This is a genomic window from Amycolatopsis sp. NBC_00345 (genome assembly GCF_036116635.1).
Lineage (GTDB): Bacteria > Actinomycetota > Actinomycetes > Mycobacteriales > Pseudonocardiaceae > Amycolatopsis.
In genome coordinates, this window is the sequence record NZ_CP107995.1 from 2434738 (window position 1) to 2452041 (window position 17304).

At 66.9% G+C, this 17304-nt stretch carries 18 protein-coding genes and 2 pseudogenes; 3 read left to right on the top strand and 17 right to left on the bottom strand.

Annotation, left to right across the window (positions count from 1 at the left end; translation table 11 throughout):
* Position 1: 1 nt before the first annotated feature.
* From OG943_RS10755 to OG943_RS10810, 12 genes and pseudogenes are all read right to left on the bottom strand, one after another.
* Positions 2–1144, bottom strand: coding sequence for a YcaO-like family protein (locus OG943_RS10755; protein WP_328609580.1), 1143 nt, complete (start codon positions 1142–1144; stop codon positions 2–4).
* Positions 1141–2457 (bottom strand): TfuA-like protein, encoded by a 1317-nt coding sequence (locus OG943_RS10760; RefSeq protein WP_328609581.1) that lies wholly within the window; start codon positions 2455–2457, stop codon positions 1141–1143. The genes OG943_RS10755 and OG943_RS10760 overlap by 4 nt, the downstream gene beginning before the upstream one ends.
* Before the next feature lie 901 nt (positions 2458–3358).
* Complete coding sequence (locus OG943_RS10765) at positions 3359–3883, bottom strand: FBP domain-containing protein (protein WP_328609582.1); 525 nt, start codon at positions 3881–3883, stop codon at positions 3359–3361.
* Between the two features lie 46 nt (positions 3884–3929).
* Complete coding sequence (locus OG943_RS10770; protein WP_328609583.1) at positions 3930–5324, bottom strand: M1 family metallopeptidase; 1395 nt, start codon at positions 5322–5324, stop codon at positions 3930–3932.
* A 23-nt stretch (positions 5325–5347) separates the two neighbouring features.
* Entirely contained in the window at positions 5348–6736 is a 1389-nt protein-coding gene (locus OG943_RS10775; RefSeq protein WP_328609584.1) for a M1 family metallopeptidase, read from the bottom strand.
* 351 nt (positions 6737–7087) lie between these two features.
* Positions 7088–7483, bottom strand: a pseudogene (locus tag OG943_RS10780) (transposase); the annotation flags it as partial.
* 130 nt (positions 7484–7613) lie between these two features.
* Positions 7614–7778, bottom strand: a complete 165-nt coding sequence (locus tag OG943_RS10785; protein WP_328609585.1) for a hypothetical protein — start codon at positions 7776–7778, stop codon at positions 7614–7616.
* Between the two features lie 369 nt (positions 7779–8147).
* Positions 8148–8405, bottom strand: a complete 258-nt coding sequence (locus OG943_RS10790; RefSeq protein WP_328609586.1) for a hypothetical protein — start codon at positions 8403–8405, stop codon at positions 8148–8150.
* Positions 8406–8415: 10 nt separating this feature from the next.
* Positions 8416–9228, bottom strand: a complete 813-nt coding sequence (locus OG943_RS10795) for a prenyltransferase (RefSeq protein WP_328609587.1) — start codon at positions 9226–9228, stop codon at positions 8416–8418.
* Entirely contained in the window at positions 9225–10286 is a 1062-nt protein-coding gene (locus tag OG943_RS10800) for a methyltransferase (RefSeq protein WP_328609588.1), read from the bottom strand. The genes OG943_RS10795 and OG943_RS10800 overlap by 4 nt, the downstream gene beginning before the upstream one ends.
* Positions 10287–10840: 554 nt before the next feature.
* Positions 10841–11161: pseudogene (locus tag OG943_RS10805) on the bottom strand (transposase); the annotation flags it as partial.
* Between the two features lie 28 nt (positions 11162–11189).
* Complete coding sequence (locus OG943_RS10810; RefSeq protein ID WP_328609589.1) at positions 11190–12446, bottom strand: IS701 family transposase; 1257 nt, start codon at positions 12444–12446, stop codon at positions 11190–11192.
* A 234-nt stretch (positions 12447–12680) separates the two neighbouring features.
* Here OG943_RS10810 and OG943_RS10815 point away from each other — a divergent pair, with 234 nt between their 5' ends.
* Positions 12681–12989, top strand: coding sequence for a hypothetical protein (locus OG943_RS10815; protein WP_328609590.1), 309 nt, complete (start codon positions 12681–12683; stop codon positions 12987–12989).
* 136 nt (positions 12990–13125) lie between these two features.
* On the opposite strand, the gene OG943_RS10820 is transcribed toward OG943_RS10815, so the two are convergent.
* From OG943_RS10820 to OG943_RS10835, 4 genes are all read right to left on the bottom strand, one after another.
* Complete coding sequence (locus OG943_RS10820; RefSeq protein WP_442874781.1) at positions 13126–14409, bottom strand: IS4 family transposase; 1284 nt, start codon at positions 14407–14409, stop codon at positions 13126–13128.
* 154 nt (positions 14410–14563) lie between these two features.
* Positions 14564–14863, bottom strand: coding sequence for a helix-turn-helix domain-containing protein (locus OG943_RS10825; protein WP_328609591.1), 300 nt, complete (start codon positions 14861–14863; stop codon positions 14564–14566).
* Positions 14864–15169: 306 nt separating this feature from the next.
* Complete coding sequence (locus OG943_RS10830; protein ID WP_328609592.1) at positions 15170–15379, bottom strand: hypothetical protein; 210 nt, start codon at positions 15377–15379, stop codon at positions 15170–15172.
* Positions 15369–15608, bottom strand: a complete 240-nt coding sequence (locus tag OG943_RS10835; protein WP_328609593.1) for a hypothetical protein — start codon at positions 15606–15608, stop codon at positions 15369–15371. The genes OG943_RS10830 and OG943_RS10835 overlap by 11 nt, the downstream gene beginning before the upstream one ends.
* 407 nt (positions 15609–16015) lie before the next feature.
* On the opposite strand from OG943_RS10835, the gene OG943_RS10840 reads away from it, so the two are divergent.
* Both OG943_RS10840 and OG943_RS10845 read left to right on the top strand, forming a co-directional pair.
* Positions 16016–16189, top strand: coding sequence for a hypothetical protein (locus OG943_RS10840; RefSeq protein WP_328612379.1), 174 nt, complete (start codon positions 16016–16018; stop codon positions 16187–16189).
* A 26-nt stretch (positions 16190–16215) separates the two neighbouring features.
* On the top strand, positions 16216–16422 hold the full coding sequence (locus OG943_RS10845; RefSeq protein ID WP_328612043.1) for a hypothetical protein: 207 nt from the start codon (positions 16216–16218) through the stop codon (positions 16420–16422).
* Positions 16423–16635: 213 nt separating this feature from the next.
* Here the strand turns inward: OG943_RS10845 and OG943_RS10850 are convergent, their stop codons facing one another.
* Complete coding sequence (locus tag OG943_RS10850) at positions 16636–16962, bottom strand: hypothetical protein (RefSeq protein WP_328609594.1); 327 nt, start codon at positions 16960–16962, stop codon at positions 16636–16638.
* Positions 16963–17304: the final 342 nt, after the last annotated feature.

The window sequence follows — 17304 nt, forward strand, 5'->3', positions numbered from 1 at the left end:
CTCACTGCCTCGTGTGGAGGTACTCCGCGTCGAACAGGGTCCGCGGGATCGTCACCTTCACCACGGAGAACTCGCCGGTCGTGCTGATGTCCGTCACGAGCGGCCCGGTGCCGGTGACCTCGTGGATCCGCCTCGACAGCCAGGCCAGCTCCGCGTCGACGTCGTCGAAGGCGCCCGGACCCGGCGGCTCGAACCCGGCCCAGGACCGGGTCGGGCCGCGTTCCGGGGTGAGGTCCTCAGTGGACACCCGCACCCGCTGGTAGACCGCGGGCAGGTCGTCGCGGCTGCCCGCGATCCCGGTCAGCCTGCTCTGCACCGCCTCGGTCAGCGCGCGGGACAGGGCGACGTACGGGTCGAGGTGGGTGCCCCACCCGCCGCAGGCGACCGGGAAGTCCTGGCTCCACACGCGGGCCGCGAAACACGGCACGCCGAACTGGCTGTCCACCGTCGTGATCCGGACCGTGGCGCCGGCCGTCCGCATCCGGTCGATCAGCGGGGCGCACACGTCGTCGGCGAGGGAGCCGGGTTCGAGGTAGTGCCACGGCGCGCCGCGGGGGATCCGGCTGAGCGCGTCGCGTTCGATGACCTCGTAGATCGCGTGCAGGGTCGCTTCGGCGCGGCTGTTTCCGGAAGCCAGGCCGTTGCTGCTCCACAGGAAGCCGGGCGGGGCCCACGGCCGCACCTGATGCGGCAGGCTCACCACCGGCCAGGGCACCGGGACCGGCCGCCCGCTGTGCGTGTCGAGCGCCTCCACCCAGTCGAGCGGGGTCTGTTCGGTCACCAGCGAACCCGCGCCGGTGACGATGCCGGCGATCTCGTACGGCAGCCCGAGTTCGCGGGCCGGCGTGGCCCGGTGGACGGGGGACAGCGGCACGTTCTCCGCGTGCCACAGCTCGAGCGACTCCATCGCCGCGGAGATCCGGGCCAGCAGCGGGGTGTGGCCCTTGCCCTGCGAGACGGTGAGGCTGCGCGCGAGCGGGCGCACCGCCATCATCACCGGGATCCCCAGCACGTCGAGGCCGGTGACGTCGGCGATCCGGGTGATGCCGTAGCGGGGCAGCAACGGCTCGATCGCGGCCCAGGTGTCTTCCGGGCGCCGGACCCGGTGGGTGCCGGTGAAGAAGACCTTGGCCCCGGCGGTCATCGTCCGCTCCGAGGGGCCAGGAACCGGCTGCGCAGGAAAAACGGCCGCACGGCCTCGACCGCTTCGGCCAGGGTGGCGAACCCGCGGTCGCGGGCCGCCGCCAGCAGCGCCGGCCCGTCGCCGGGGCCGACCCGCCACACGGTCGCGAGGTGGTGGCTGAGCAGGGCGGGCTTGAGCTGGCCGACGTGCTGGTCACTGGCCCACGACGCGACCTCGGCGTTGACCACCTCCGCCTCGGCCACGGCCCGCCGGGCCGCGGGGTCGGCGCCGATGCCGGGCTCGGCCCGGGCGAGGTCGCTGGTCGGGCACCGCGGCCGGTAGGAGCGGACGAGGATCCGTACCAGGGCCTCGGCCGGCGCCAGGCCGGCCGCCTCCGCGGGAGTGAGCCAGTGCCCGGTCTGCCCGGCGGTGAGCGATTCGGGGGTCAGCCCATGCGCGGCGGCGGCGCGCACGGCGAGGGCGGGCAGGTCGTGCTCCGGGCCCGGGCCGGCCACGTGGCCCAGCACGTACCGCTGCCAGCGCGCGGGGAAGTCGTCGAGGTGGATCTGCTGGTAGCGGATGGTGGCGCCCAGCGATGCTTCGATGCCCTCGACCGGCTCGACGGAGAACTCCGTCTGCCATTCGGTGACGAACCAGTTGCGCCAGTCTTCGTTCGCCGCCCAGGCGCCGGGATCGGGGGTCGTGGGCAGCTCGCCGCGGGCGAGCTCGGCCAGCACGTCGAGGGCGTCGGCAGCTTTGACGTCCGCCACGCGGGGGTTTTCGTCCAGGAAGGCCCGCAGCCGGGCGATATCGGCGTTGTGCAGGGCTTCCCAGGTGCGTTCCGTGTAGTGGAGGCTCCGCGCGCGGTCGACGACCGACCGCGCCGCCTCGTCGGTCAGCACCCCGGCCCGCCGGGCCGCCTCGGCCGCGTGCCGGATGACAACCAGCGCGACGGTGAGCTTGCGGTACTCGGGCGCGGGGCCGTGCATGACAGCGACCTCGTCGTCGGCGTCGAGCACCCCGTCCCGGTACATCCCGAAGACCGCGCCGCGGCCGGCCATCCCGTAGCGGTGCAGTTCGGCGGCGCGGATCGCGCCCATGCTGGCGCAGCCCACCACCTGGACCCCGGCCTGCAGCAAGACGAGGATCTCCTTGTGCCGCACCGAGGCGCTGTGGTGGTAGAAGCCGTCGACGAGCACCACCACGTCGCCCGGAACGAAGCCCGGGCGCAGCAGGTCACCGTGCGCGGCCGGCGGGTGGAGTACCGCGTCCGGCAGCACCTCCAGTGCTTCCGGCGCCGCCAGCGTGGGGCCGAGGAAAACGTGCACCGGCATCGCTCACCCGTTCCAGGCCGCGACCGTCAGTTCGCGTCCCGGCCGCCCATGAGCACGACGATCTCCGACCACGGGTCGAACAGCCCGGCCGCCGCCACGTCTTCACGGGCGTCGTTGATCTGCCGGATCACCTCGTCCATCAGTACCCCTCCTCGTTCCACGCGAACACGATCATCGAGCAGCAGATTACTACAGCGGGGCAGGGTGCCGAGGGCTTCTCCGGGATTCGGGAGGCAGGTCCGGCGCTGGGGCTCGTCGACGGTGAACCCGGCCTCGCGCAGCCGGCCGGCGGTAGAGCTGGGCGGTCATCGGTCGCCCGTCCCAGTTCCGCCGGCGCCAGGTCCAGCGGCTGCCGGAGGCCGGCCATCTCGACACGGGCCCGGTCGCCGAGCCGCGGCCGGGCGATCGCGGCCGGAAGCCGGCCCACACCGACCCGCTGGGCGTTTTCGCCCGGGGCCGACCCGGTCTGGCGCGGGGGAGGAGAGCTGTGGACGTCGACCTGGGCAGGCTTCGGTACCTCGTCGAGGTACTTCACTTCGGCCGGGCCGCGGAACGGCTGTCCATCGCCCAGCCCGAATCTGCTGGGGACTATGCCCGCGGTGATGTCGGGTTGGGAGCTGTTCGCCGACCTACCGGCGCCTGCCGGTCTGACGCCGCACCAGGCGAAGGAGCACGAAGCGGCAGCCTAGGGCAATCCGCGCGTTCGGCGACGAGATGATCTCGGTGCCGAGTTTCCCGCCTGAAGGTGTAAGGCGGTCCGGATCGCTGCGACCTGTGTGTTGCGATCAAGAAGCGGACTCGTACATCAGCATGGCCTTCCTTGTGGAGGACGGGATGGAGATCAGCTGCCGCGCCGCATGAGGCCGGGGCTCCGCTTCAACGCTGGTGGACGGCGCTGCCATCATCGCGATATGCGCGTCGGGGAAGCGCCTCCTCGACGCTGCGGGCAGCCGGTGCGGCAGCATGCCGTGCGCGGTGTGCTCGAGTTTCCGCGTAGGTAGCGGGAACAGGCGAGGTCGGTGCAGAAGCAGGATCCGACCGAGTTGCCTTGTTGTCCCGCTTTGCCTGCTTTGCTGCGTGGGGTCCCGGCGGGCGGGGTGGCTCGGCGCATCGTGATGCCCACGAGCTCGTCGCCGGACTCGGTGACCAGGTAGGCGCGGTCCGGTACGGCGGGGTCCCGCCGGCCGAGGAAGTCCAGGTCGCCCCACGGCCAGGTGGCGAGATCCCGGGGCACGGCGAGCCGAAGATTGCCTGGTGCGCCTTGGTGTGGTGGGCCAGGGCTGCTTCGGAGGTGCCGCTGGGTGAAGCACTCGGCCTGGGTGCTGGGGTCTGTGTCCGCCTGGTGTTCACGACGATCGTCCCGGCCTCCCGCTGACCGTCCTGATCCCGGCGGTGAACCATCAAAGCCTTGGCCGGCGCATCTCACGAAGCGCCGGCCAAGAATTTGTCCTCAATGGACTATCACCGTCCGGTCAGGGCTTCAGAGGGCCCGGAAAGAGGTACTCGCCGGGGGGAATCGTGGTACTGCGGGTCCAGGCCTGGAAGAAGCCGCTCAGGTCTTTGCCGGAAATGTGCTGCACCAGCGCTTCGAAGTCCGGCCAGGAGGCGTTGCCACCGCCGTGCTGGTGCTGCCATTGGGTGAGTGCGCAGTCGAAGGCGGCGTCGCCGATGGTGCGGCGCAGGGCGTGCAGCATCAGCGGGCCGGTGCGGTACACGGCGGCGAGGTACCTTTCCGCGCCGGGGTCGTAGAGCCGGGTCTCCCAGAACTTCGGGTTGTCCCGGTTGGCCGCGACGATCTCCCGGTACTTCGCGTCGAGGTTCTGCCCCTCTTTCGCCTCGCTCCACAGCCATTGCGCGTAGCTGGCGAAGCATTCGGCGACACAGATGTCGCGCCACTGCTTGAGGGTGACGTTGTCGCCGAACCATTGGTGGGCCTGCTCGTGCACGATGAGCGTGACGACATCGGGGGAGTCGGTACCCGGGAAGATCGGCCTGGTCTGGGTTTCCAGGCCCATCGCGACCTTCTCGTTGAAGTAGATGCCGCCGGCCGCGGAGAACGGGTACTTGCCGAACTTCGTCGACAGGAAGTCGATGATCTCCGGAAGGCGGTCGCCGTACTTCCTCGCCGCGGTGTCCGCGCCCGGGGCGTAGGCGCTGATCACCGGAGTTCCGTCGGAGAGGGCCGCGTGCACCATGGTGAACTTCGCGATGGCCAGCACCGCGGTCCACGTGGCCTGCGGCCGGTCGTCGTCCCAGCGGAAGGTGGTCTTGCCGTCCCGGGTGGTGGTGGGTCCCTGCCTGCCGTTGCCGACCGCCGTCCAGCCGGCCGGCACGGTCGCGGTGAGCCGGAAGGTGGCCTTGTCCGACGGGTGGTCGTTGGCGGGGTACCAGTTGGTGGCCGAGTGTGGCTCGCCGATCACGAGCATGCCGCCGGTGTCCGGCTTGTACCAGGCGCCGGCGTTGGTGCCCGAATACACCACGCGCACGTCGAACCTGGCCCCGGCGGGGATCGGCCGGTCCGGGGTGACGACCAGTTCGTGCTCACCGGTGCGGGAGAAACCCTTGACCGCGATACCGTCGACAGTCACCGAGGAGATGGCGAAGGCCTTGGTGAAGTCCAGGTCGAACCGGTCCAGCCCTTCGGCCGCGGTGGCCGACACCGTGGTGTCGCCGGTGAGCTCGTCCGGTTTTGCCGGGTCGTACCCCACCTTCACGTCATAGTGGGAGACGCGGTACCCCCCATTGCCGTCCTGGGGCCAGTACGGGTCGCCGATGCCGTCACTGCCGGAGGCGACGGACGCGCCGAGCACCGTGCAGGCGAGCAGCGCTCCTCCGGTCAGCGAGCCACGTTTCACTACTGACAACATGTTTTCTCCTTCGTCGGCAGCGGTCAGGCCGGGTCGGGCTTCCAGTCGGGATGGCCGGGCATCGGCGGGGTCTTCTTCCCGTACAGCCAGTCGGTGAGCAGCGCGGTGACGTCGCGGCCGGAGACCTCACGCGCGGTCCTGACGTAGTCGGCCGTGGACGCCACACTGTCCTTGAACCGGGCTGCGACCGCGCGTTCGATCTTCTCGAACACCTGAGGGCCGACGGTCTGGCGGAGCGCGTAGAGGGCCAGCGCGCCACCAGCGCGCTGGGTCTGGCCGGAGATCGGCTTCGGCGTGGCGGGCGGTCCTTCGACGGCACGGATCTTCTGATCCATGCCGTAGAACATCCGCATGCTGTCGGCGAAGGCGTCGGCGGATGTGGGAGGGGATTGCTCGGCGTCGTACCAGGCGCCGTAGAAGTGGGCGTGCCCCTCGGCGATCCAGTTGTCGTCGAGGGTCTGCTGGGTGACCGAGGCACCGAACCACTGGTGGGTCAGCTCGTGGACGCGCACGTAGTCCGCCTTGCCCGCGGCGAGTGTGGCCGCGTCGATGGTGCTCATCGTCTGGCTCTCGTACGGACCCACGGCGCCCGGCGGGGCGAAGAGCCCGTAGGTGCCGAACGGGTAGGGCCCCAGTTTCGCGGTCAGCCACCGCAGGTGATCGTCGGTGCGGGCCAGCGTGTCGCGTAACTGGCCGGCCTGCGCGGTCGGCACGACGTCGCGAATGGTCACCCCGTCCGGGCCACTTCGGGTGATCCGCGAATAGGGTCCCACCGCGATCTGGCCGTCGTCGACGGGCATCGGGCTGGCCACCCGGTACTTGCGGGCCGTGCGGTCCCCAGGGAGCTGGCTGGTCTCGACCAGATCTCCGTTGGCCACGCCGGTGAGGCGGGACGGGGCGGTGATGTCGACGGTGTACGTGGCCTTGTCCGTGACGTCGTTCTTGCACGGGAAGACGCGGTGCATGGTCTCGTGCGTCTGGGGCGCGATGGCGAAGCCGTCATCGATTTCCCGCCACGGCCCGTCCCCCTGGGGCCCGTTGGTCCTGGTGACCAGATAGCCCACGGTGACGGTGAACTCCGCGCCCCGGGCCAGCCGGTGCGGGAAGACGTACAGTTTTTCCTCCCTGGTCTCGAATCTGGCTGGCCGTCCGTCCACGGTGACGTCGTTCACCTTCCCACCGGCGAAATCCAGGGCGAACCCGGACAACGGCTCGGTGGCTCTGGCCTTCAGCGTGGTGGTGCCATCCATGTCCTTGGTGGACGACCGGTATTCCAGGGACACCGTGTAGTCCAGCGCGTCGTAGTCTCCGGTGCCCGCCGCGGGTTCGCCCGCGGCGATCCCCGTACCGGACGCCAGCGCCGCGCAGACGCTGATCATGCCCATCGTGGTCAAGCGGTATCTGGGTTTCACGACGGCGAACGTAGCGACGCGATGTCCCAGTCCCGTCCCGGATTTGTCCAAGGGACGTCGCAGCGAAGCCAGGACACGACCCGGAGGCACGGCCGGGAATCTGGGGTGTGGCCGGCAACCCGCTTCAGGAAGCTGTCGCCGCTCGACCACCGGAGGCAGCGGTCTCGTGACGCCGGCACCTTCCGGCAGGGCGGCTGCTGGGCATCGGCGTCCTGCGCGATCGCCATTCTCGGATGGTCTGGATGCACTTCGGCATCACCGGCCGGCTCACCGCCGGACCGCCCGGCCACCCGCCGGGGGCGATCGGCCGGCTGAACGACCTGTTCGACGTCCGTTGCCGGGAGATCTTCTTCCGTAGACTTCGCCCAGGTGCGCGGAGATCTCCCCGGTCGTGAGACCTTTCGCGGCCAGCGAGATCACCATCTCGTCCACGCCGCCCAGGCGCTTCTGCCGTTTGGCCACGATCTTCGGCTCGAAGCTGGTGTTCCGGTCGCGGGGCACATCAATTTTGACCGGACCCACATCGGTGAGCACGGTCTTGGCGCGGGTGCCGTTGCGCGAGTTGCCGGTCACGCGGCCGTCCGGGTCGTGCTTGTCATAGCCGAGGTGGTCGGTGATCTCGCCCTCGAGCGCGGACTCCAGCAGCCGCTTGGTCAGCTGCACCAGCACGCCGCCTTCACCGGTGAGCTGCAGCCCACCGGCCTTCGGGCTCTCGGTGTTCTCCACGCCGGACATCATGTCGGTCATCAGGTGCACTTCCATGATCGGGAGTTACACCGAACGTTTTACAGTCACACGCGGACGCGACGACCGGTCGACCATCAGTCGTCGCGTCAGTGGCCGTGGCGGTCAGGTGTGATCGCCATCGTCGATGGAGTCATGATTCTGTGCGTTCGGGGTCGATCGTGTTGATCAGCTGGTTGATCGCCTTGGATACCGCCAGAGTCGCATGCACCTGAGCTTCGGAGTTTTTGTTGTGTTCGATGGCATCGAGGGCGGCGTCTTCGTGATGTTCTGATTCGTTGATGGCGTCCCTGTCCATGGCTCCTCCTAGCAGTTACCGGACCCACTGATATGGTATTCCAAGGTGCGCAGTTGATAACGCGTGACGCGGCTGGGGTCATCCGAATCAGCGGGAAGTTCGCGCGTATGGGTTCCACATCGAGAACCGGGCTCCACCAAGCGTGACGATGAGGGCTGGCAGTTGGGCGTTATGAGGTCCGCTGGGTGCTAGGATTCCATTCCGTAGGCGGCCTGGTAGAATTTTTCCGTCTGTGTCGCGTTGCCGACGACCCGCATGAGGCGTCCCGCCCGATTACCGGAAACGGATCGCGCTGGCTGTCATAGCCGATCGACCCCACGGGCTGGCGAAGCTGCGCGACATTCAGGTCCGAGTGTTTCTCCTGGCTGGTCAATGTGATCTCGGTGCCCACCGGTTGTCCCTCCCGAGAGCCTCAGTTCCACGCAGGTTGTGGATCTCCCTGGCCGCCTTGATCAGCCGTATCCCGAAGAGCAGAGCGAATGTCAGCAGGATGGTGAGCAGCATCAGGAATGATGCCGACGTGCCGGGCGCGATACCGCGCCGCGCGGTCTCTCCGATCACGCCGACGGTGGCCATGAACACGATCAGTGCGACATGGTTGGAGGCCAAGAACACTACGGGGGTCATTCGGCGAGGATCACCGGTCCATAACGCGCCGGCGCTGAGCCAGGAAACCAGCCGCCAGACCAGCGGTGCCGTACACAGCATGGCCGCGCACACCAGCCACGGTATCCACCCCAGGACGGCGAATCCGATCAGGCTCGCATATGCCACCACCCGCGCCCGTGATCACCGAGATCACCCGGTCCCGGCCTAGCAGCACAGGCAAGGTGCGCTTACCCACCTGCATGTCGGACTGTATGTCGGCGAGGTTCATCACCATCATCCGCGCCGCCTGCAAGAGGGCGGTCGGAGCCAGGACCAGCAGAATCAGTACAGGCACCTCGCCCGTTTGTACCGCCACGGACAAGATCGGCACTAATCCGTTGAGGATGCTGCCGACGGTGAGTTCACCCAGCCCTCGATAGTTGAATCGCAGCGGCGGTGCCGTGTAAAACCACGCCAGGATAATGATCATCACTGCGAGGATGCGCGTCACCGGCGTGGGCATGGCCGCCGCAAGGATCATGGACAAGGCCAGCAGCACAAAACTGGTCGACAAGCTCGTGGCCGGGCGCACCAAGCCATCGACCAGCACGCGACTGCCACCGGTCCACGGTGTGTAACACTGGTTGACGCGATCGGCTTCGAGGTCGAAGTACTCATTGCAGTAGTGCGTCATCAGGTGTGTGCACCAGCTGAACGCCTGTACGAGGATGTACCAGCCGATGTGCAGAGGATGCCCGGAGAGCACAGCCACCGCGCCGCCGATGGCGACCGGCAGGACGTTGTAAAGCAGGAAGCGAATCCGGGCCAACCGGATTATTCCGACAACCTGCGTCCTGCTCATATTCTGCGAGCAACGGCTTCGATCACGGACAACGGTCCTCGCGTCGGCACGATCCGGGTCAGCTCCAGGCCAGCTTCAGCGAACAGCTGCTCGAATTCAGTGGCTGTCCGCTCCCGCCCGGTGAGCATCATCAGCATGATGATGTCCAGTACCTTGGCGTAGTCTGGATCGTTGCCCACTGGAACAACGGAATCGAATACGGCGATCCGCGCATCCGGCCCCATTGCGCGGCGGCAGTTCCGGAGAATCCGCACACATTCCGCGTCGCTCCAGTCATGGAGGATGTACATGAGCGTATACAGGTCACCACCCGTGGGTGCTGCGGCGAAGAAGTCCCCGGCGGCGAGGTCCCAGCGGTCGTCAGTCAGTTGTCCCAGGCAGTGGTTGGCTAGCACGTGCTCCTGGTCGAACAGGACGCCGCGCAAGCCGGGGTTGCGCCGCAACACATCCGCCAGGAATCCGCCGTGGCCGCCGCCGACGTCGACCACGGTGCCGAACTCCGGGAACTCGTACGCGCGAAGGGCGAACTGGCGTGCAGCGTCCGAGAAGCTCTCCATGCCATTGTGGAATTCGGCACCGCCGTCCGGGTCCTGGGCCAGGTGGTCGAAGAACGGTGCTCCGAAGACCGTCTCGCACACCTGCCGCCCCGTCCGCACGGCGGTCGCCAACTCAAACGCCGTGAGCCAGTGGGTCCGCATCGTCGACATGATGATTCCGCGCCTGGCGGACGAGGGGACATCCGTGCGGAGTGCTTCCGCGCGCGGCGTCAGGTGGAATCGACCGTTCCCGTCTTCCCGGAAAACGTCACGGGTAGCCAGGAGCCGCAGTATCCGATAAAGGAAGTCCGCGTTACTGTTCGTGGGCGACGCCAGTTCGCCCGGAGTACGAGGGCCATCGACGAGATGGTCGGCCACGCCAAGGATTGCAGCTGCCCGCAGTGCTGCTGAAAAGGTGTAGCCCATCGCCTCGGTCAGCAGGTATACGGCGGAGTCCTGAGTGGCGATGACAGAATCGGAGTCGGAATCGGCCGCCAGAGAATCAGGCACAATGCGCTCCACGACAATCCTCCTTGGGGATCAAGGTCTCCTGTTTGCCGCGATTCAGGAAACCACGCTAGGGTGATCAACAGGATGAAATTCACCTGATAGTGGCGTAAAAGCATCCAATCGAGTCCGCTCAATCGGAGGTCTTGCTTTGCGTGCGAGGTGATGCACTGGTAGCGGGCGGCGCGGCGGGGACTTCCACGTGGTGCGGAACCCAACGCTGGATGATCGCGGGCGCGTGAGGTCGCCCGGACGGTGCGGCACAAGCCGGATTTGCGGACATGGCGTTGAGAACGGGCGTGATCTCGTGGACGATTTGCGTTCCAACGGCAGTCAGTGTGATCGGCGGACCGATGGTCGCCACGGTCGGGTCTGTCCCGTGATCGGTGTTTCCGGCGTTGTTGATCAGTAGGTTTCGGCGGTCGGCCGGCGGTCACCGAACGTGATGGCGAATGCGTTGATCACGGCTTTCCCGTGCGTCGTCCACCGTGCCCGGCCAGGTCCAGGCTGCGGGTCACAAGGTACAGGCGGTTTCATCGCGGCCTGCTCGGTCGGGAAATGGCCGCTGGCACGTTCGCCACGACCTCGGGCAGGCCTTTGAGGCCGTCGCAGACAAGGAAGAACACGCCGCGGCTCTTCAGGTCGATCAGCACGCTCATCCAGAACTTCGCGCCCTCGCCGCCGCTGCCCATCCACAGGCCGAGCACGTCCTTGCGACCGTCCACGGTGACGCCGATGGCGGCGTGGACGGGCCGGTTGGCGACCTGCCCGTCGCGGGCCTTGACGTGGATCGCATCGACGAACACCGTGACGTAGATCGGGTCGAGCGGCCGGCTGGACCAGTCCTGCATCTCCGTGACCACTTTGTCAGTGATCCGCGAAACCGTCTCCTAGTACTCCAGTCGTAGTTCGTGATGGTCATGGTTCGTGGGTCGATTGTCGCTGGTAGTGGGCTTGTTGGGCGCGGTATTGGTGGCGTCTGCGCCATGTTGAGCGGCGGATCCGGTGCGCGGCATCGAGAACGGGTCGGCTGATGAGTGTGGTGAACAGGTGGTGGATTTCGTTGCAGGTCAATGAGATCCACCCGGCGGTCGAGGGCTTGGGGGTTCGTTCGGTGGATGCGACAACGGCGAGGAAGGCGTAGGCGAGCATCGCCATGACCGTCCAGCGGTGCCAGGAGGTCCAGCGTCGGACCTGGTGCTGGTCGAGTCCGGTGAGGCCTTTGCTGGTCTGGAAGGATTCCTCGATCGTCCATCTGCGGCCCGCGACGTGAACCAGAACCTGTAGCGGCACGGGTTCGGGTGCGTAGCATCGGTAGAACGCCAGCTCGCCGGTGGTGCGGTGGCGGCGGATCAGCAGCCACCGGTGCCCGTCGGTCTCGTCGGTGTCGATGTCGGCGAAAGCCCAGTCGTAGTAGCGGTGTCCTTTCGCTCCAGTGCCGGCGGAGAGGCGTTGCCAGACGTGCTTGGGCAGCCTGGCGGCGACACCGTCAGCGCGCAGCACGCCTGCGGGGGTGCTGACCCGGCGGTCGCGGCCGATGGCGAGAACGTAGCCAACACCGCGCTTTTCCAGGTTCTTGCGCAGGCTGGGGTCGGCTCCGTAAACCTCGTCCCCGGCGACCCACTGTGCGCGGACGCCGGCGTCGAGGGCGCGCCCGATCATGGTGGTCGCCAGCGCGGGTTTCGTCGCGAACGCGGTGTCGTCGGGGATTCCGGCGTCGGTGCGGCGGCCGGGATCGGCGGTCCAGGATTTCGGGAGGTAGAGGGCCCGGTCGATGAATGCGTGGCCGGTGTCGGTGGCGTAGGTGAGGTAGACCGCGACCTGGGCGTTCTCGATACGGCCCGCGGTGCCGGTGTATTGGCGTTGCACTCCGACGGTGTGGACGCCTTTCTTGAGGTCGCCGGTTTCGTCGACGACCAGCACGGCGCCGGTGTCGCCGAGGTGTTCGGTGACGTAGTCGCGCAGGTCGTCGCGGACCTCGTCGGCGTCCCAGACTGCTTTGCGCAGCAGGTGTTGTATCCCGCCGGGGGTGTCGTCGCCGGCGTGTTCGGAGATGGTCCAGCAGTTCCTGTCCGGCAGGTCCGACAGCAGCCCGAGCAGCAGGGCCCGTGCTCGTCGGCGGGGTTCGACGCGGGTGAACCGGCCGGCGATCCGGCTGATCATCTCCTCGAACATCACCGCCCATCGGTCAGGGTTTACGCTGGGACCCGCGGCCACCAGCCGATCAGGGTTAGTCCACACAACCGACCATGATCAACTGGTGGCCGCACCTGTCTTCAGGCAGCCCACCAGCGACATCACGAAGTCCGACTGGAGTACTAGTTGATCACTATTTTAACGTTGACGTATGCGTCATGCTCACTAACGTAAGCGTCATGTCCGTTAACGCATGCGCCATGCGGACGTCTTGTGCCGACTGCGGACTGTTCCCGCATCGCCCGGCCGGGGGATACGTTCTGCGTCTTTCCGTTGCTAGCCTTCTCGGCGACGGGAGAGAATGCGTCGAAGGGAAACGCCCGGCCCGATGAGCCTCCCATCGATCGGGCCTTCGCCGAGCGCGTCCTGCAGATCCTGCCCAGTGAACTCCACCGCGCTGTGGCGATGGCGCAGTTCGCCGATGACGGTGCCGCAGGCGATGGTGAACGCGGCGAACAGGCTGGTGATGCCGTACCGCGGGTAGCCATCAATACCACTAAGTTAAGCCGCTGGAGGCTGTAGGGTAATGGTCGGCGGGCCGGCGTGTCGGATGCTGTGGTCGGCGGGTTTTTTGACTCTGTAGCGGTTGTATCTGAGTCTCCTGAGGGCGCGTGGGTTTGTTCGGTGTCGCCGCGGCCGGTGGCGACGTTCAAGAATTTCAGTCGTCGTCTCCGCGCGTGCCTTTTTCAGTTTTTGAGGGGGAAAAAGCCGCCTGGCTTGTGACCTGGCGGCGGATGACGCGGAGAGTGCGCATGAACGACAATCGGTCGGGATCGACATCGGCTTCGTCGGCAGCCCGGCACATGAGCGCCCGTATGCTGTAGTGAGTCAGCAGCAACGCCCATATTTCTTGCCTGACCATCTCCGGCGATTGAGACCTCAGCACTCGCCCTGGCCCGCGTTGATGAGTCTTGACCTCATCAAGCAGGCTTTCGTACTCCCAACGCTCACTATAGGCAGTAGCTAACTCGATAGCAGGTATGTCTTCAGGGTCGAGTATTGAGGTGATCAGGCGAATGGTGTCATGTTCCTCGGTTCGCTCACGGTCGGGAATCTCGTATTCGACGACACGCACCACCATGGCCTGAGTCGTGTGCGGCATGGCGCCGTCTCGGATCCGTGTGAGGATTTCCTTCTTGTGGTAGTTGCGTAATTTCGGCGGGAACACGGCCGAGAGGTAGGAACCGTCCGGCAGGACACGCGCGACCGGCAGCAGAAGATTCGACTTCACCCGCCACAGGGCATCGGCGCCGGTCTCGAGCGTCTCCTGCCAGGCAGGGAAGCTGTAGAAGCTGCGGTCGGCGGTGATGAGCATGTCTGCCTCGAATGAGCGGGTCAGCTCCTTGGCCAGGGTAGTCTCTCCGGCAGGCGCACCGCCAAGCGCGGCATCGACGAGGACATGTGAGCCGCATTCGCCAAGCCCGACGACTCGCACGATCGGGTAGGCACTCGCATTCGGACCGTTGTTGGACCGATTAAACTCGGCGACGTTGGCCGCGGTGTCCGGAATATTCAACGTGCACCCGTCAATCGACATCAACCGCCACGATCTCAGCCATGCGCCTTTCGTGCCCGGACCCGCCACCGGAACCGCTATATCCTCGAACAACTCCCGCAACGGCTCGGCGCCCAAACGCCGCCGAGCCTGAGTGATCGCCGAGGTCGAAGGAACATGCCACGAATCCGACCACGATCTCATATCCTTCAAAGATCCCACGAGCTTACGCATCACTTCCTCGTAGTCATCATCGAAGAACAAGCACATCGCCATACAAAAACGAACCATCACATGGGCCGGCAGCAGTCGAGATCGCTGCTCGCGACGCCCAGTTCTATTCAGCACGTCTTCAATGAAATCTCTCGGCACCACATCAGACAAGACCCCCAGTGAAATCCGGTCCGTCAACCGAACGTCCGCTCCACCGTTTCCCAGCAATTTCACATGCCCAGTTCGACTCACCACTCAATACTACTCAATCCCGATACCCAAGGAAAGCAATTGCCAGGCGTGTTGCCCAATCATTTCCACTGCGCAGACACCCTTAACTTAGTGGTATTGGGGTAGCCATAGGCCCGGCGCTCGGGTATGCCCGGCATCAGATGATTTTCGCGCGCAGGGCCAACAACTGCGCGGTCCTGGACCGCCTCGCCCAGCGTGTCAGTCGCGCCCGCTCGGCAGCGTCGAGCACCAGGTCCGGTTTGTGCCGACCTGGCCGTGGCTGATCGTCCAAGCCGGCCAGCCGATCGACGGCAAACCGGGATCGCCACTTGCCCACCGTTATCGTGGTGAGGTTCAACGCGGCCGCCACCGCCATGTTCGATTTCCCTTCGGCACTGGCCGGCACGATCCGGGTTCGTTCAGCAAGACGGGGGCGTGCTCGATCTCCCGCCCACACGCATAGGTGGAGTATCGCCGCGTCAATCCCGGCTTCGTTCCCCGGTGCGTCGCCGCCAGGACGCGAGTTCCGCGTCCCTCGGCGCGTCGGCGAGGCAGGAGACCGGGGCGTCGAACACCAGGACCGGGCGTTTCGCGTCCCAGGCGCGCCATCCGGGGTTTCCTGTTGTCGCGAACCGGATCCGAATCGTCGGTGGCAAGCAGACGAACGATGCCGCTGCGGGAGTTGCTGCGCACGAGGGCATTCGCGCGGCTCCGTTCGGCGAGTTGTTTGATTTCCGACGGTGTGGGTTCGTCCAGCCGCCGATCACCCCCACGCTCTTCTAACCGGCGCCATCACGACGAGTAGGGCCGGGCGGTGGAGGGGGGAGAGTGCCTTCGCGACTTCGGGAATGTACTGCGAGAACGTGGGCAGGACGCGCTTGACCTCGGGTTCGGCGAGGAACTCGTCGGGGTTAATGTCCATCTTTGACAGCAGCAGTTGCGCGGCGTCGCGTTCGGCCTGGCTACTGGTCACTGTTCTCACCCCCGGCGAGCGAGGCGTGGTAGCCGAGGATCAGGGCATCGAGGGCGTGCAGGGGATGGGCGACCAGGACGCCGCGCATGGGGTCGGCGACCATGAGGACGTCTTCGCCGGAGGCCAGTCCGCAGCGGCGGCGGAGCCCGACGGGCAGGATCACCATGCGCCGTCTGCCGAGGGAGAACGCGCCGTGGTGGTCCGGCTGGAGCACGACGGAGGTGTTCACCACGGTCGCGGTGAGGGTCGCCGAGTCGGGCCTGGCCCGGCCGGGCTGATCCGCGCGATCGCGTACAGCAGCTCCGAACGGGTCCGGTCGGCTGGCAGTTCGGGAAGGGGCAAGGGCCCGTTCGTGGGTGAGTGCGGGCTGAGGAGGCCGGCGGAGTTTGTCCCGGGGATCAAGGGTGGGACGGTCGCGCCGACCACCGCCTGGAGCACGGATGGAGGGCGGGGACAGCAAGATGCCGACCACCAAAGACTGTGGTCGGCTCGCTGTGGATGCTTGGTGAAAGTTCACCACTTTATGTGTCCGAGGACGATCTTGCTCGCTAACCACACGCATCAGCTTGGCAGGATGAAATCTGGCTTTTGCGCCAACAATGAGTGGGCAACCGGGCTACATGACCGCGGACGACGGTGCACCGCGAGACTCTCGACGCCGGCCACTCCGCGCGCCGGCTCACCGAGCTGGACGCCGTCCCGGTCGCGCAGACCGAACCCACCGCGCCCGCCGCGGCTCACTGGCCGCCAAACGTCTGGCCGTCCGCTGGCCCGACGCACCCGTCGACGCCGTCCAAGACGTCGACCTGACCATCGGTCCCGGTCGGCGGCTGGCGCTGACCGGCCGCTCCGGCGCGGCAAAAGCGCCGGTGATCGTGGCGCTGATGCGCTACCTGGCGCCACCCTCGGGCCGCGTCCGCCTCGACGGCGCGAACACCCTCGCCTTCAACGGCGACTCTGTGCGCGACCAGATCGCCTGGTGCGGAACCGAAACGCACCTGTTAGACAGCACCCTGCGCGAGAACCTCCGCCTAGCTGGGTGATCCGCACCCGGATCTCCCACACGCCGGTCATCATAAACGACACGTCGTCGGCTCTGTAGTGGCCGGTGCGGTTCGCTTTCGTCGCGATTCCGAATGCGCTGTAACCCATCTGCGGCATGACCCCCTGGACGGTCACACCAGGGGTTCCCGGGTGAGGTCGACCGTCGCCGATAATGGGCGGTGGTACGTCACCGGCGTCTCGGCCGGGCGCGGCTAGGCACGCTGCCGGACGAACTCCCGGTACATCCGCTGCCCGTAGCTTTCAGCCGCCGCTTCGGTGCCGGCGTGACCGGTCGTCCGGTAGGACCGGTGGTGGGCGACCTCGTGGAAGACGGTCACCACCGCGGTCTCCACGTCGAGGAGCGCCAACCCCGACAGCACGATGAGCGGACGGCCCCGGGCACCGACGAGCGGACGACCGGATCCGTCGTGCGGGCTGGCCCCGTAGGCGGGCCGACCATCGGCGCCGGGCAGCGTGGCGACGCACTCGATGTCATAGCCACGCACGCTCAAGCCGCAGTGCCCGAGTAATGCCCGCACTTGCCGGATGTTGGGCCGCCGCACTGCGTGGCCTGTACCTCGCCGGTGTCGCATCGTGAGTCCTCTTTCCGCCGGTGGTTCGGGGAGGTCGGGACTCAGCGCAGCAACTGGCCGGACGGCCGGTCGATGGATCCGGACGCACGCGGACGATGTCGGATGGGGCGAACGGGTGAGGGGCGAAGTGCAGCCGTAGCGCTCGCCGCCCGCCCATCCGTAGGCTGTCCGGGAACGTCCGGCGCCTGCTCCGGAAGGTGATGACACTGACCTCCGTCGGCCCTTCCGACCCCTCGGCGGTGCACACGTGGGCCGACTTCGCCCAGCACCTCGGCGGATTGCACCTAC

Excerpts from the sequence above, each read along its gene's own strand:
- OG943_RS10755 (WP_328609580.1), bottom strand. The coding sequence starts at position 1,144 with ATGACCGCCGGGGCCAAGGTCTTCTTCACCGGCACCCACCGGGTCCGG.
- OG943_RS10760 (WP_328609581.1), bottom strand. The coding sequence starts at position 2,457 with ATGCCGGTGCACGTTTTCCTCGGCCCCACGCTGGCGGCGCCGGAAGCA.
- OG943_RS10770 (WP_328609583.1), bottom strand. The coding sequence starts at position 5,324 with ATGTTGTCAGTAGTGAAACGTGGCTCGCTGACCGGAGGAGCGCTGCTC.
- OG943_RS10785 (WP_328609585.1), bottom strand. The coding sequence starts at position 7,778 with ATGGACAGGGACGCCATCAACGAATCAGAACATCACGAAGACGCCGCC.
- OG943_RS10790 (WP_328609586.1), bottom strand. The coding sequence starts at position 8,405 with ATGACCCCCGTAGTGTTCTTGGCCTCCAACCATGTCGCACTGATCGTG.
- OG943_RS10795 (WP_328609587.1), bottom strand. The coding sequence starts at position 9,228 with ATGAGCAGGACGCAGGTTGTCGGAATAATCCGGTTGGCCCGGATTCGC.
- OG943_RS10810 (WP_328609589.1), bottom strand. The coding sequence starts at position 12,446 with ATGTTCGAGGAGATGATCAGCCGGATCGCCGGCCGGTTCACCCGCGTC.